The sequence below is a fragment of the Arthrobacter sp. MSA 4-2 genome (assembly GCF_016405885.1).
Classification (GTDB): Bacteria; Actinomycetota; Actinomycetes; order Actinomycetales; family Micrococcaceae; genus Arthrobacter_D.
Genome location: NZ_JAEKGC010000001.1, coordinates 130,435 through 145,158 on the forward strand (window position 1 = coordinate 130,435; position 14,724 = coordinate 145,158).

A 14,724-nucleotide genomic window follows, 5' to 3' on the forward strand; every position below is an offset into this window, starting at 1 on the left:
CCATGGCGCAGACAAAGAACCAACCCGACCTCCACACCCCGGGCGGATTCAATGCCCGCATCGACAACGGAATGGGGGCGATGCTGGGCAGGCTGACGCGGGACCGGAGCGTCGTCCGCATGCTCGTGCTGCTGGTGGCGGCGTTCGCCTTCTTCACGCTCCTGAGGCCGTCGATCTTCCTCAACCCGCTGAACCTCGAGAACATCGCGGTGTCGGCCCCCGAGATCGGTATCCTCGCCATCGCCATGATGCTGGCTATGCTCACCGGGGGGATCGACCTCTCGGTCGTGGCCATTGCCAACTTCACGGCGATCACCATCACCACGCTGTACGCGGGTCTGGCCGCCGGCAATCCCGGGCAGGCGAACTCGCTCCTTCCCCTCATCCTGCTGCTGGGGCTCGCGCTGGCCGCCGTCGCCGGCTGGTTCAACGGTTTCCTCATCGGCGTCGTCGGGATCACCCCGATCCTGGCGACCCTTGCCACCATGCAGATCCTCAACGGCATCGCCGTCGTCTGGACCGGCGGCCAGACCCTCTACGGCGCCCCCGAGGCGCTCAGCGTCATCGCCAAGACCACCATCGTCGGCGTCCCGGTGCTCTTCCTGTTTTTCCTGCTGATCGCCGTCGTCGTCGCGGTGCTGGTCAACGTGACACCGCTGGGCCTGAAGCTCCAGCTGCAGGGCGCCAACCCCGTGGCCGCCCGGTACTCCGGCATCGGAAGCCGGCGGGTGCTCACCTCGACGTACGTCACCTCCGGCCTGCTGGGCGGACTCGCAGGCATCGTCTTCATCGCCCGCAACCCCACGGCCAGCGCGGATTACGGATCCTCCTACGTACTGCTGGTGATCGTGATCGCCGTCCTCGGCGGCACCAACCCGGCCGGCGGGTTCGCCACCGTTGCCGGCGTCGTGCTTGCCACGCTCACCCTCCAGGTGGTGTCGAGCGGTTTCAACGCCCTTCGGCTCTCCGCCTACGAGTATTCAATCGCCCAGGGCGTGATCCTGATCGCCGTCATGATCGCCGACCAGATGCGGTTCCGCTCCCGACGGCGTAAACGAGACCTCCAGCCGCCCGTACCAGCAGCCCCCGAGACCCAAGGAAAATCATGAAGAAGCTGATCAACGAGCCCGAAAACTTTGTCGACGAGATGATTGAGGGCATCACCCTCGCCCACCCCGACATGGTGCGCACCCCCAGGGACGACAAGCGGATCATGGTGCGCGCCGACGCCCCCCGCCAGGACAGGGTGGGCATCGTGACCGGCGGCGGCTCGGGTCACCTACCCCTGTTCAAGGGGTACGTCGGTGCCGGGCTCTGCTCCGCCGTTGCCATCGGAAACGTGTTTTCCTCACCCTCCTCCGACCAGATCTTTGAGGCCACCAAGGCGGTGAACGGGGGCGCCGGGGTGCTCTACCTGTACGGCAATTACGGCGGCGACGTCTTCAACTTCGACCTCGCCGCCGACCTGGCCGAACTCGAGGACATCGAGACGCTGACGGTCCTCGGGCGCGACGACGTCGCCAGCCAGCCCAGGGAGCGGTCGGCGGACCGCCGGGGCGTCGCAGGCATCATCTTCGCCTATAAGGCCGCCGGTGCCGCAGCAGAGCGCGGTGATTCACTCAAGGAGGTCGCCGCGGCCGCCGAAGACATCATCGACAACACGGCGACCATGGGAATCGGCCTGTCCCCGACGATTCTGCCCACCACGGGGAAGGCGAGCTTCGACCTGCCCGACGGTGAGATGGAGATTGGCATCGGCATCCACGGCGAGCCCGGCATCCACCGCGGAGTCCTCGAGACGGCGGACGAGGTCGCCGAGCGGCTGATGCGGCCCCTCGTCGAGGACCTCGGCCTCAGCTCGGGGGACCGTATCGCAGTCCTCGTCAACGGGATGGGCGCAACCCCCCTGGAGGAGCTGTATGTCCTGTACCGCAAGGTGCACCGTATCGCCGAGGAGCTCGGCCTCACCGTCGAGAAGCGCTACATCGGCGAATACGCCACCAGCCTCGAAATGGCCGGCGCCTCCCTGTCCCTGCTGAAGCTCGATGACGAGCGGCTCGCCCTCCTCAACGCCCCGGCGTCCTCCCCGTTCTTCCGGGAAGGGTGAGCCCCATGGACGGAGCAGCACTCAGCCTCGCCATCCGGAACAGCCTCGCCGAGGTGACGCAGTACGCCGATGAACTGCGCGACCTCGATGCGGCCCTCGGCGACGGTGACCTGGGCGTCACCGTGTCCCTGGGAGCCAAGGCCGTGATCCAGGCACTCGAAGACCTTCCGGACGACGCACTTCCCGCGGAGATCGCCAAGACCTGCGCTAAGGCCTTCGCCAACGCCAACCCGTCGACCATGGCGGCCCTTGTCGCAGGAGCGCTGCTGGCTGGATCACGCGTCTGGGGCGAATCGACCACCGTCTCGATCGACAGCGGGGCCGAATTCACCGCCGCGGCGGCGGACAGCATCGGCAAGCGCGGAAAGTCGCAGGTGGGCGACAAGACCATCCTCGACGCCCTGGCGCCGGCCGCCGACGCACTTCGGGGCGCGGACACCGCCACGGAAGCCCTGGAGCGTGCCATCGAAGCCGCCGAACGTGGAGTGCGGGAAACCGTCGGAATGCAGTCAATGCGCGGCAGGGCCTCCTGGCTGCAGGAGCGGAGCATCGGTCTCCAGGATCCCGGCGCCACGGCCTTCCTTCGGTTCCTCGAAGCCTGGCGCGACGCCAACTAACCCATGCTTGCCGGATGGTCTATCCGGAATGCACCCCCGAAAGTGAAAGCAGGACAAACCATGGCACAGATTGCCTTCCTCGGCCTGGGGACGATGGGACGCGGCATGGCCGCAAACCTCGCCGCCGCCGGACATGCCGTAACCGCGTGGAACCGGACCCCGCGGGACACCCCGGAGCTCGATGCTGCAGGCGTTACCCGCTCGGAGTCGATTCAAGAGGCGGTGAGCGGTGCCGACTACGTGATGTACTGCCTCGCCGACGACCAGGCAGTCCACGACGTCGTGCTTGCGCCCGGCGGAGTCGCGGAGCTGGTTGAGGAGCGTTCCGTCGTCATCGACCTCTCCACCATCAGCCCCGAAATGAGCGCCGAGGAGGCGGCCGCCTACTCGGCCAGGGGTATCTCCTTCCTCGACGCGCCGGTATTCGGATCGAAAGGGGAGGCGGCAGCCGGAGGCCTCTGGATTGTCGCGGGAGGGGCACGGGACGTCTTCGACGACGCCAAGGAAGTCCTCGACCCCATCAGTGAGACGACCCACTACATGGGCGGCCCAGGAAACGGCGCACGTATGAAGCTCGTGGGGAACCTGACGGTCGCCGCCCAGCTCGAGGCTTTGGGCGAATCGCTCACCCTCGCACGAAAGGCCGGACTCGACCTGCAGGACGTCCTCGGGGTCTTCGCCGTCACGGACTTCCGCTCGCCGATCTTCGATGGAGTCGGCAGTGCGGTGCTCGCCGGCGACTACTCTTCCAGTTTCGCCCTCAAGCTCATGCTCAAGGACGCGCTCCTGGTCAAGGAGTTCGCCGACGGCCTCGGATCCCCCATCCCGGGCACCGAGGCGACCCTCGCCACCATCCAGAAGGCAGTGGATTCAGGCTGGGGTGAAGAAAACGCATCCGCACTCATCAAGACGCTGGCAGCGGAAGCGGATGTCGATCTGTCCGGTGCCGGTTCGGCAAACGCACACCAGGAGAACAAATGAACTGGATGGATAAGGTCTTCGGGACGCCCAAACCCGTCATCGCGATGTGCCATCTGCAGGCACTTCCGGGCGATCCGGCCTACCGCGCCGCGGATGGGCTGCAGGAGGTCCTGCGGTCCGCCCTGGCGGAGATCGCCTCCCTGCAGGAGGGGGGAGTGGACGGCATCCTCATCTCCAACGAGTTCAGCCTTCCCTACCTGACGAAGACCGAACCGATCACGGCTATCACTATGGCCCGGATTATTGGTGAGCTGCGAAGCGAAATCTCGGTCCCGTTCGGGGTGAACGTCCTGTGGGACGCCGAAGCCTCGATCGACCTCGCCGCCGCCACCGGCGCGGAGTTCGTTCGTGAGATCTTCACCGGGGTCTACGCCTCCGACTTCGGAACCTGGGACACGAATGTCGGGAAGACGGCGCGGCACCGGATGGCCATCGGCGCACAGGATGTGCGCCTGCTGTTCAATATTGTGCCGGAGGCCGCGTCCTACCTCGGCTCCCGCACCGTGGCCGACATTGCCCGGTCAACCGTCTTCAACTGCAAGCCCGACGGGCTGTGCGTCTCGGGGCTCACGGCAGGGGCGTCGACGGACAACAGCGTCCTTCAGACGGTGAAGGACAACGCCGGAGACACCCCGGTGATCGTGAACACCGGGGTGAAGGCAGCCAATGCCCAGGAGCAGTTGCGGATCGCCGACGCGGCGATCGTCGGCACCTACTTCAAGCGGGACGGCGTATTTGAGAACGAAGCGGACCCCCGACGGGTGGCCGAGCTGATGTCCGAGGTCGCCGCGCTCCGCAAGTCCCTGTAGCGCCGCCATGAAGCTCTTTCTGGGAATAGATATCGGAACCTTCGAGACGAAGGGAGTCCTGGTTGACGAGCAGGGAACGGTCCGGGCACGGGCCCGCCGCCGTCACGGCATCTCGACGCCGGCTCCGGGGCGGGTCGAGCAGGACGCCGACCTCGTGTGGTGGTCGGATTTCGCGGCAGTTTCCCGGGAGCTAATGGCGTCGGAAGCCGCAGCATCGGGATCCATCGAGGCGGTCGGATGCAGTGCCATCGGCCCCTGTGTCCTTCCCCTCGATGAGGACCTGCGGCCCCTTCGTCCCGGAATCCTGTACGGAGTGGACACCCGGGCCACCGCCGAGATCGATGCCTTGACCGAAAGGTTTGGTGAGGAGGCGATCCTCGCGCGCAGCGGGAACCTTCTCACCAGCCAGTCGGGCGGCCCGAAGGTCGTCTGGATCGGAAACAACGAGCCCGACATCGCCGCACGAACCCGCTGGTACGTCACCGCGCACGGCTACATTGTCGCGCGACTGACGGGCAGGGTGACGATGGACCATGGCACCGCCGGGTACTTCCATCCGTTCTACCGGCTCGCCGATACGAAGTGGGACCTCTCCGGATGTGAGGACCTGATCGCTCCGGAGCGGCTGCCCGAGCTCGGGTGGTCCACCGACATCGCCGGAACTATCACTGAAAGTGCGGCCGGGGAGACCGGGTTGCCTCCGGGAATTCCTGTCATCTTCGGTGCCGTGGACGCACCGGCTGAAGCAGTGAGCGCCTCGGTCGTGAACGAGGGCGATCTGATGCTGATGTACGGGTCGTCCACCTACATGATCAAAGTGACGAATGCACCGATCCCCGGCAGGGTCCTCTGGTCGGCGCCCTATGTCTTCCCGGGAACCTTCGTGCTCGCGGCCGGCACCTCGACCGCCGGCACGCTCACTCGGTGGATGGCCGACATCCTGGGGCTCGACGACGGTTCCGGTGACAATGAGCTCTTTGGGAGGCTGCTCGCCCTCGCGGGAGAGTCCCCGCCGGGATCCCGCGGCCTGCTGCTGATGCCGCACTTCAGCGGGGAGCGCACCCCCGTCCATGACGCGCACAGCCGGGGTGCCCTCATCGGCCTCTCCCTTGACCACAACCGTGCCGACATTGCGCGGGCCGTCCTTGAAGGGGTGGCGCACTCCGTTGCCCACGCCCTCTCGGCCTATGCCGAAGTGGGGGAGCTGCCCCGGCGGGTGATTGCGGTCGGCGGGGGCACGAAGAACCCGATTTTCACCCAGAGCGTCACCGACATCACCGGCCTGTCGCAGAGCATCGCGGAGACCGACGGCGCCGCGGTCGGGGACGCCGCCCTCGCGGCCCTCGCCGTGGGCGCGCTCAAGGATCGGGAAAGCATTGGACAGTGGGTGAAGCTGGGCCAGCCCATTGGACCGGACGAGGCCTCCGCCGATACCCTGCGGAACGACCACGAGGACTATGTGGAACTCTATGAAACGCTTTCCGCACTCAACACCGCGCGGGCTGTGAGGCTTCATGGCCGCTGAGATGCGCTGGAAGCTGCTGGCCGCCCAGCTCGCCAAGGGAACAGGCGTGCAGCGCGGCAGCAAGGTCGCGGTGTTCGTCACCGATGCTTCGGCTGCACCGGCGGTCGAAGCGTTTGTCGAAGAGTGTTACCGGCACGGTGCACAGCCCCAGGTGCTGGCAACCGACGAAAAGTTCGACAGGCTCGCCGTGGACTTCGCGTCGGATGAGGTCCTCGAGGAACCAGCGCCCCTGGAGGTCGCTTCAATGGAGTGGGCGGACGTCCATGTGTCCTTCCGTGCAATGCTTCCGCCCCTGGATTCCGAGGTGGACTCCCGCCGGCTTGCAGCCCAGCGGCGGGCCAAGGGGGTGGTCTCCACCCTGCGCTGGGAACAGACCCGATGGGCCCTCGTGCGCATCCCGACACCGGAGTGGGCATCGGCTATCGGGGTCCCGTTCGAGACGCTCCTCGCCGAGTTCTTCGACGGCTGCCTTTCGGATTGGAATGAGCTTCGGCCCCGCTGGGAGACCCTGTGCGGAATGCTTGAGAAAGAGGATTCGGTCCAGATCCGTACACCGGACTCCCATCTTTCCCTCAGCACACGCGGCCGCCTGTGGGTTACCTTCGCCGGCGAGGCAAACCTTCCCGACGGGGAGATCGCGACCGCCCCCGTGGACGACGGCGTGGACGGCCATATCCGTTTCCCCGGCACCTTCTGGTTCGCCGGGACAGCAGTGACGGACCTTGAACTTGAATTCGAACGGGGCCTCGTCGTCACGGCATCCGCCCGGCGGGGGCAGGACTTTGTGAGCGCCCTTCTCAATACCGACTCCGGGTCACGACGGGTCGGCGAACTCGGGATCGGGACCAACGCGGGAGTGAGCACCGCAACGGGAGACCTGCTCATCGACGAGAAGATCCTGGGAACCGTCCATATTGCCCTGGGCAGGGCGTACCCCTCCTGTGGAGGCATCAATCAGTCATCGCTGCATTGGGACATCGTGAAGGACCTCCGCTCACCCGGTTCCTACCTGAGTGCGGGGAACATGCAGCTCATCGCCGATGGCGTGGTGGTCAACCCTCTCATGATCGCTCGCTAGGAGTGGCCGGGTGCTTGAAACGGCGGTCGAGGGGCGTCGAAGTGCAGCGGCTCAAAGCAGGAGTTCCCCGGAAGGAAGCATCGCTGGGCTATGCTTTTTCCCATGCAGCCGGGTCTCATCTACCTCATTGGTCCATCTGGACACCCCAATTTTGGCGACGAATTCATCACCGCGGCCTGGCTCCGGCACCTTGCCGTTGCCCGCCCGGACGCCCAGGTCTGGCTCGACTGCCCGCAGCCCGGTACGGCCTCGGTCCTCTTCGACGAACTGCACCCGAACCTCCGCATCACCAACACCCTGTGGCGGCTCGTTCACGAGAACGCCGAACGACCCGTCGAGGAAACCGCTGAGATCGTCACCTCACGGGTCACCCACCTCGGTTCGCCAACCTACGACCTCGGCTTGCTCAAGCTGCGCGAGGCCGAATCCCTCCACCTCCTCGGCGGCGGGTACATCAATGACACCTGGGCGCACCACACCGGCCTGCTCCACGCCATGCGCGCCGTCCGGACCCTGACGGGCGCGCGGCTGTACGCGACCGGACAGGGCCTGATGCCGGCGCTCGACCAGGGCATGCCCGCGCCCGAACTGTTTAACGACTTCGACGTCGTCAGCGCCCGTGACGACGCCGGAGCCGAAGCCTACGGGGTGCCCCGCGGGCTCGACGACGCCTTCCTCGGCGTCACTGAGGAGATCGCCCGCTCCCAGTTCTCGGACGCGCTGTATGTGTGCATCCAGAGCGACACCGTCGACGCCGAGCGCTTCGACGCCGCCGTCGACGTAGCACGCGAAGCCGTTGAGGCCGCGCTCGGGCAGCGCCGGAAGGTCTACTACGTCGAGGCGGTGCCCGGAGGGGACCGGGCGGCGTATGAGCGGCTCGCCGACCTGATCCCGGAAGAGCACTTCCTGCCCTTCGTGCACCTCTGGGAGCACGGCCTGCCCCTTTCGGCGCACCAGACCTGGGTGACCAGCCGTTTCCACTTCCATCTTCTCGCTGCCGCCGCCGGAGGCAAGGGCATCGCCGTCGGCATGAAAAAGGGCTACTACGACGTCAAGCACGAGTCGGTTGCCGCTCTCGGCAGCGGCTGGGCGCTCGCGCTCGGTGACGACACGCCGTCCATGCCTTCCGAACGCGGGCAGCTGTCGGCGAACCTGCCGGCACTCGTTGCCGCCAAGCGGGCCGAAGCCGAGCGGCTTTACCCTGCCGCCACACCGGCGGCCCCCGTCCCCGCTGCTGCAGCCCGTTTCCTCGGGGGTTCGATCGGCGGGGTCCTGAAAAACAAGTTCGCCCGCTGAAAGACTGAATCTTCTCCGTGCCTTCCTCCCTGCCTGAGCTCCTTCAGGTTGCCCAGCCGTTCCTCTTCCTGCTCACCGCGTTCTTCCTTCCCGGCACGCTCGCTCTGCTTCCCCTTCGGGTCGGGTGGCCGGCCGCGGTGGCGCTCGGGCCCGCCGTCACGCTCCTGATGCTGGGTGTCGGAACCTTTGTCCTCAATGCCCTCGGAATCGGTTGGACGGCGGGTTCGGTCTCCCTGATGCTGCTCCTGCCCCTTGGCGCGGTATGGCTGGCGGGCCGGTGGATCTGGCTCGAGCGGCCTCTCCTGCCCAGGCTGACCACTGCGGGGACTGCTGAACCATCGACTGCGGCGGCGACGGCGACCGTCAGGGTCGCCGTTGGCGCCGGGCTTGCCGCCGCTGCTGCCCTGATCTCTGTGGCGGTGCTGCGCGGGATGGGCAGTCTGTCGACGGCGTCCCAGGGGTGGGATGCGGTGTTTCACGGCAACGCGGTGCGCTGGATCCAGGAATCGGGCCGGGCCACCCCGTGGAGCATCAACCCCATCTATGGGGACGGCCCTGCAACGTTCTATCCATCCGGCTGGCACAGCGTTATCGCGCTCTATCCGGGGAACCTCGTCGAGGCTGCCAACGCGTCGGCGCTGGTCATCGGCGGGTTGGTCTGGCCGATCGGGCTGGCGTTCCTCGCCTCGGTGGTGTTTCCGCGCCACCCGGCGGTCTGGGCGCTCACCCCGGTGCTGGCTGCCTCGTTTGTCAGCTTCCCGTTCGGCCAGCTGTTGCGCAGCGGGCAGTGGCCCAACGGGCTTTCCACCGCCCTCACTCCGGCGGCCTTGGCCATGATCCTGCTCCTCCTCGGACGTCTGAGCCCGGGACTGAACCCCCGCCCTGCCCGGCCGCTGAAGGATGTCCTCCTTGTCCTGATTCTCACCGGTGCAGTCGTCGGGGGAAGCGTCGTCGCCCACCCCACCGCTGTCTTCGCCCTCGCGGCGGCCGGTCTGCCCTTCCTGCTTGCCTGGGTGGTGCCCCTGTGCGTCCGGGCGTTCCGACACCGGTGGCGGGCCGCCCTTCTTGGCGCCGTCGGCGCCGCCGTCCTGGTGGGGGTGGCGCTCCTGGTGCTGAAAGACTCGCGGTTGCTGGCCGGGGTCATGAACTTCCCCCGGGGTGTGCGGGCCACTGTTCCCGATTCGCTCGCGCTGGCCTTCTTCGACCTGCCGCGCTTTCCGGTGGTCGTGGCTCCCACACCGGAGAACTTCAACCTCCTGGTCGGCCTTCTCGTGATCCTTGGGGCCATCGCGGCCCTGGTGTTGCGGACCGGGTGGCCGCTGGTGGTGTCGTGGCTGATCTTCGTGGGGCTCTACGTGCTGGCGGCCGGCCCGGAGAGCCCCCTGCGGTTCCTCACCGGGGTCTGGTACAAGGACACGCAGCGGATCGCACCGTTGATCGCACTGACTGCCAGCATCCTTGCCGCTTTCGGTTTGGCCGTGCTGGTCCGGGCCGCCGCCGGGCTCGTGACGCGTGTCCTCCGGGCAAGGATCGCCGCACCTGACCGTTTCCGGTCGGCACTGGCCGCCGTCCTGGCCGTCCTGGCCGTGGTGGCGGTCTACCAGGGCTCCGGACACTTCCGCTCGCCGGACCGCGTCGCCGTAGCGGCCCACAACTACAAAACGGCGGCGGAGCCGGGCATCTGGCTGCTCTCCACGGGTGAGCAGGATTTCATCGAGCGGGCCGGAGCGCTGCTCCCGGAGGACGCCGTCGTCATCGGTGACCCCTTCAATGGACAAACCTACTTCTACACCCTCACCGGACGGCACGTGGTGTACTCGAGGCTCGGCTCTCCGGCGCCGACCGAGGCGAAGACAGTGCTGCGCATCGGATTCGACCGCCTGCAGGACGACCCGGCGGTCTGCGCGGCCATCGAGGAGGTGGGAGCCACGCACTTCTACCAGGACCAGCCCGCGAGCGTCGACAGGGAGGTCTGGAAGGGCTTCTATGGCGTCGAGACAGCCAATGGGTTTGAACCGGTGCTCGTCGAGGGCGGCCGGGGGCTCTACGAAATCACCGCCTGCCGGTGAGCTGTCTGGCCACCGGCCCAGCCATTAAGGAAGCGCTTAGGCGGTTGCCGCGCCCCCGCCGTTCCCGGGATACTTAAGGGACCGACGCAACCGAGACGCTTTCAGGGTGCGTGAAAGGCGGCGACGAATGAACAGCAGGGCAGCCCGCGAGTACGAGCGCCGCATGCAGCGTGCCGCCGAGTTCCGGGCGGCGCGGGAATCCGGCGATCCGCAGGGGTATCTCGCCCAACTGCGCAAGGAGGAGGCCGAGGCCGCTCAGCGTCGCCCGGTGTCCGACGACGAGGCACTCGCGAAGCGGGCCCGCCACAAGGACGACGCCGCCCGGGCCGACTACCTCGTGCGGGAGGCGATGGCCCGCGGTGACTGGGACAACCTCAAGTACGCCGGCAAGCCGATCCCCGGACTGGGGGAGGGCCACGACCCCGACTGGTGGGTCAAGGGCCTGATCGAACGGGAGAACCTCACCGGTCTGGGGCCGAAGGCCATCCTGCTACGGACGGAGGACGAGGGCCTGGATAACCGCCTCGACCACGTCTACACCGAGAAGCAGGTTCGGGACATCGTCCAGGACTTCAACCAGCGCGTCATCGAAGCGCGGCGCCAGCTCCTGGGTGGGCCACCTGTCATCACCAAGGTGCGCGACGTCGAAGGTGAGGTGGAGCGGTGGCGCCAGCGGCGTACCGCCAAGGCGGCGCAGGTTTCCAGGGACGAGGAGGCCACCGCAGAGGAGGCGGAGCGGCGCTCGTGGTGGAAGCGGGTGTGGAAGGGCGCGGGCTGAGCGCGGGTGCCTCGACCGATGCTGGCCTAGACGGTGCTCAGGAAGTCCTGAAGGATCCGCTGACCCGTCCTCACGCCATGCACCGACACCCGCTCGTTGATCCCGTGCACGCCGTCCGAGGTCCTGCCCTCCGGGTCGGCACCCTGCGGTGAGAAGCCGTAGCAGGCGATGCCCAACGGGGTGAACGCCTTCGCATCGGTTCCACCGCCCATGCACCGCGGCACCACCACAGCGGCTGGGTCGTGCCGCTGCAGGGCCGCCCGCATTGCTTCGAACCAGGGCGAATCGATCGGCGCCTGCACCGGCGGCTGGTGCGAGATGAACACCCGGGAGACCTGGGGGCCCAACAGGCCGTCCAGCACCGCCAGGGTTTCCTCCTCGGTACCTGGCAGGCACCGCACGTCCAGTTCGGCGTGGGCGATACCCGGAATGACATTGACCTTGTAGCCGGCATTGAGCACCGTGGGCGTCGACGAGCACCGGATGGTGGTCCGGGCGACGCCGCCGAGGTCGCCCATCCGCGCCACCGCCTCCTCGACGCCGTCCTCGGTGGTAAGGTCCACCGAATGCCCGAGCGCTGCGTTCGTCTGCTCGAGGTAGGCCCTCACGGTCGGCGTCAGCGTGAGCGGCCAGGAGTGCTCGGTGACCCGGTGCAGCGCCTCCAACAGGTGGATGACGGCATTGTCGGCGTTCGGCCGCGAGCCGTGGCCGGAGGTTCCCGTCGTCGTGATCCGCATGTGCATGGTGCCGCGCTCGGCGGCCGCCACGGGGTACAGCCGCACCTCCTCCCCGGTGTCCGAGGTGAGGAAGGTCGGTGCCCCGCCGGATTCCCCGATGGCTGCCTCGACGCCCTCGAACAGCTCGGGGTGTTCGGCCACGAGCCACAGGGCGCCGTAGTCGCCCTTGTCCTCCTCGTCGGCGACGAAGGCGACGACGACGTCGCGTTGCGGGCCGGTGCCGTCCTCGGCCCAGGTCAGGAGGGTGGCCAGGGTCATGGCGACCATGTCCTTCATGTCGCTGGCGCCCCGGCCCCAGATGTACCCGTCGCTGATCTCGCCGGCAAACGGATCGATGCTCCACTGCTCCGGCTCGGCCGGAACGACGTCGAGATGGCCGTGCACGAGCAGTCCAGGCAGGGAGCGGTCGGCGCCGGGCACCCGCACGACCACGGAGGCACGCTCCGGGGTGGGTCCGAGGATCTGCGGCGCGTAGCCGGCGTCGGTGAGGAGCCGGGCAATGAACTCGGCGGCGCCGCGCTCACCCTCGCTCTTGCCCTCGCCGTAGTTACTCGTGTCGAAGCGGATGAGTGCTGCACACAACTCGGCCGTATCGATGCTGCCCATCTGTTCCTCCGGTGCTGGGGTGCCACGGCGGAGAAATCCGCCTCACCTTTCGACTGTACCGTGTGATCCAACACACCTTGGTAAGTGGTTTGCATCACAACAGCCTCCTGTGTAGCTTACTTACATCGGCCGCACAGCGTGGTGACGGCCGATACTCCAGACGGGTTCTTCTCTCACCGGAATCGGGTCCGCGGCGCTCTGCCCCGGTCACCCTGACCTGCTGGCAGGCTCAAGCGAAAGAGAAACGATGGCATCCTGGTCTCCTCTCCCCACCGACGGGCCGCTGCGCCCCTTCCCCCGAGCCGCCGGGCTCCGCCGCACCGCAGGAGCAGGCCTCCTCGCGGCGGCACTCGCCCTCACGCCCGGCGCACTGGCCCTTCCCGCGGCCACCGCCGGTGAAAAGGCGGAAGACGCAACGCTGAAGCTCGCCCTCACGGGCGACATTGACTCCCTCAACCCCTTCACCGCCATCCTGGCGGCCAGCACCAACATCCTGCTGCTGCAGTACGAAGGCCTCGTCACCTACGGCCCGGAAAACAACGAGATCGTGCCGGCCCTGGCCGAGTCCTGGGAGACCTCCGAGGACGGCACCACCTGGACCTACACCATCGGCGAGGACCGGAAGTGGTCCGACGGCGAGCCCGTGACCGCCCAGGACGCCGCGTGGACCTTCAACGCGATCGCCGAGAACGACACCCTCAAGGCGGCCAACGGCACGCTCCTCGAGAACATCGACTCCGTCGAGGCCCCGGACGACCAGACCCTCGTCATCACGCTCAACGAGGCGCAGGCACCGAACCCCGGTGCCGACCTCGCGATCGTTCCCGAGCACATCTGGTCCAAGGTCGAGGACCCCTCCACCTTCGAGAACTCCGAGAACGCCGTCGGCAGCGGCCCGTTCACCGTCGAAAGCTACAGCCCGAGCTCGGGCGTGCGCATGAAGGCCAACCCCAACTACTGGCGGGGCAAGGCCAAGGTCGACGCCGTCACCTACGTGCCCTACCGCAACAGCGACGCCGCCGTGCAGGCACTGCTCAACGGCGAACTCGACGTCGTCGGCGACCTCACCCCGGCGCAGTACAAGGCCCTCAAATCCGAGGAAAACATCACCGTCAACTCCGGCGCCGGACGGCGCTACCAGGCGCTGAACATCAACTCGGGCACGATCAACTCCGAGGGCAAGCTCATGGGCGACGGCAACCCCGCCCTGCAGGACATCGACCTGCGCAAGGCGATCGCCCGCGCCATCGACAGCAAGACCCTGCTGGAGAAGGTCCTCGAAGGCCTCGGCGAACAGGCCACCGGCGAGATCCCCGCAGTGTACCCGCTGTACCACTGGGACACCGACGAGGAACTGCCCTACAGCTACGACCCCGAGGAAGCCAACCGGATCCTCGACGAGGCCGGCTACACAATGGGCCCGGACGGCATCCGCCTGGACAAGGAGGGCAAGCCGCTGAAGCTCCGCCTTGCCGGCAGCAACAGCAAGCCGACCCACGCCCAGATGGCCGACTACGTGGTGCCGTGGCTGAAGGAGATCGGCATCGAAGCCACCACCGAAATCAAGGCCTCCGGCCAGCTGAACGACGACTCGATCCTCGGCAACTACGACATGTACTTCACCGGCTGGGGCATCGGGCCCGACCCCGACTTCCAGCTCTCCATCAACCAGTGCTCCTCGCGCCCGAACGCCGACGGCACCGGCGCCACCAACGAATCCAACTGGTGCTCCCCGGAGTTCGACGCCCTCTACAAGGAACAGCACACCGAGCTCGACCAGGAACGCCGCAGCGAACTCGTCGTCGAGGCCCAGAAGCTGATCTACGACGCCGCCGTGAACCACGTCCTGTTCTACGCCGACTCCCTCGAGGCCTACCGGTCCGACAAGTTCGAACCGTTCACCACCCAGCCCAAGGAAGGCGGGGTCATCCTGGCCCAGAACGGTCCCTGGGGCGTCTACAGCGCGACGCCGGCCGGCGAGCTCGAAGCGGCCGGGGCAACCAGCGAAGCCAACCCCGCAGCGGTCATCGTCCCCGTCGTCGGAGTGCTCGTCGTCGGTGGGCTCGCGGCGTTCTTCCTGGCCAAGCGCCGCCGCGCCACCGCGGACGACCGGCAGTAACC

The 14,724-nt window shown here is 67.3% G+C and carries 12 protein-coding genes; 11 read left to right on the forward strand and 1 reads right to left on the reverse strand.

Annotated features, from left to right (window positions below; translation table 11 throughout):
* The first annotated feature begins 2 nt into the window (after positions 1–2).
* From I6N91_RS00500 to I6N91_RS00545, 10 genes are all read left to right on the forward strand, one after another.
* The gene (locus I6N91_RS00500) at positions 3–1,109 is read left to right on the forward strand and encodes an ABC transporter permease (RefSeq protein ID WP_233091282.1); all 1,107 of its coding nucleotides are present in this window, start codon (positions 3–5) and stop codon (positions 1,107–1,109) included.
* The gene (locus tag I6N91_RS00505; protein WP_198809971.1) at positions 1,106–2,107 is read left to right on the forward strand and encodes a dihydroxyacetone kinase subunit DhaK; all 1,002 of its coding nucleotides are present in this window, start codon (positions 1,106–1,108) and stop codon (positions 2,105–2,107) included. The genes I6N91_RS00500 and I6N91_RS00505 overlap by 4 nt, the downstream gene beginning before the upstream one ends.
* Positions 2,108–2,112: 5 nt before the next feature.
* Positions 2,113–2,724, forward strand: coding sequence for a DAK2 domain-containing protein (locus I6N91_RS00510; protein ID WP_198809972.1), 612 nt, complete (start codon positions 2,113–2,115; stop codon positions 2,722–2,724).
* 60 nt (positions 2,725–2,784) lie between these two features.
* Positions 2,785–3,705: an NAD(P)-dependent oxidoreductase gene (locus tag I6N91_RS00515; RefSeq protein ID WP_198809973.1), complete on the forward strand. Its 921-nt coding sequence runs from the start codon at positions 2,785–2,787 to the stop codon at positions 3,703–3,705.
* Entirely contained in the window at positions 3,702–4,514 is an 813-nt protein-coding gene (locus tag I6N91_RS00520) for a BtpA/SgcQ family protein (RefSeq protein ID WP_198809974.1), read from the forward strand. The genes I6N91_RS00515 and I6N91_RS00520 overlap by 4 nt, the downstream gene beginning before the upstream one ends.
* A 7-nt stretch (positions 4,515–4,521) precedes the next feature.
* Positions 4,522–6,039 carry an FGGY-family carbohydrate kinase gene (locus I6N91_RS00525; protein WP_198809975.1) on the forward strand — a complete coding sequence of 506 codons (1,518 nt, stop codon included), beginning with the start codon at positions 4,522–4,524 and terminating at the stop codon, positions 6,037–6,039.
* On the forward strand, positions 6,029–7,117 hold the full coding sequence (locus I6N91_RS00530; RefSeq protein ID WP_198809976.1) for an aminopeptidase: 1,089 nt from the start codon (positions 6,029–6,031) through the stop codon (positions 7,115–7,117). The genes I6N91_RS00525 and I6N91_RS00530 overlap by 11 nt, the downstream gene beginning before the upstream one ends.
* Positions 7,118–7,219: 102 nt before the next feature.
* A complete protein-coding gene (locus tag I6N91_RS00535; protein ID WP_233091283.1) occupies positions 7,220–8,413 on the forward strand; it encodes a polysaccharide pyruvyl transferase family protein in 1,194 nt (397 codons plus the stop codon).
* A 17-nt stretch (positions 8,414–8,430) separates the two neighbouring features.
* Positions 8,431–10,482: a DUF6541 family protein gene (locus tag I6N91_RS00540; protein WP_198809978.1), complete on the forward strand. Its 2,052-nt coding sequence runs from the start codon at positions 8,431–8,433 to the stop codon at positions 10,480–10,482.
* A gap of 127 nt (positions 10,483–10,609) precedes the next feature.
* Positions 10,610–11,260 carry a DUF1992 domain-containing protein gene (locus I6N91_RS00545; RefSeq protein ID WP_198809979.1) on the forward strand — a complete coding sequence of 217 codons (651 nt, stop codon included), beginning with the start codon at positions 10,610–10,612 and terminating at the stop codon, positions 11,258–11,260.
* Between the two features lie 26 nt (positions 11,261–11,286).
* On the opposite strand, the gene I6N91_RS00550 is transcribed toward I6N91_RS00545, so the two are convergent.
* Positions 11,287–12,603 carry a M20/M25/M40 family metallo-hydrolase gene (locus tag I6N91_RS00550; RefSeq protein WP_198809980.1) on the reverse strand — a complete coding sequence of 439 codons (1,317 nt, stop codon included), beginning with the start codon at positions 12,601–12,603 and terminating at the stop codon, positions 11,287–11,289.
* A gap of 247 nt (positions 12,604–12,850) precedes the next feature.
* On the opposite strand from I6N91_RS00550, the gene I6N91_RS00555 reads away from it, so the two are divergent.
* Positions 12,851–14,722 (forward strand): ABC transporter substrate-binding protein, encoded by a 1,872-nt coding sequence (locus I6N91_RS00555; RefSeq protein WP_198809981.1) that lies wholly within the window; start codon positions 12,851–12,853, stop codon positions 14,720–14,722.
* Positions 14,723–14,724: the final 2 nt, after the last annotated feature.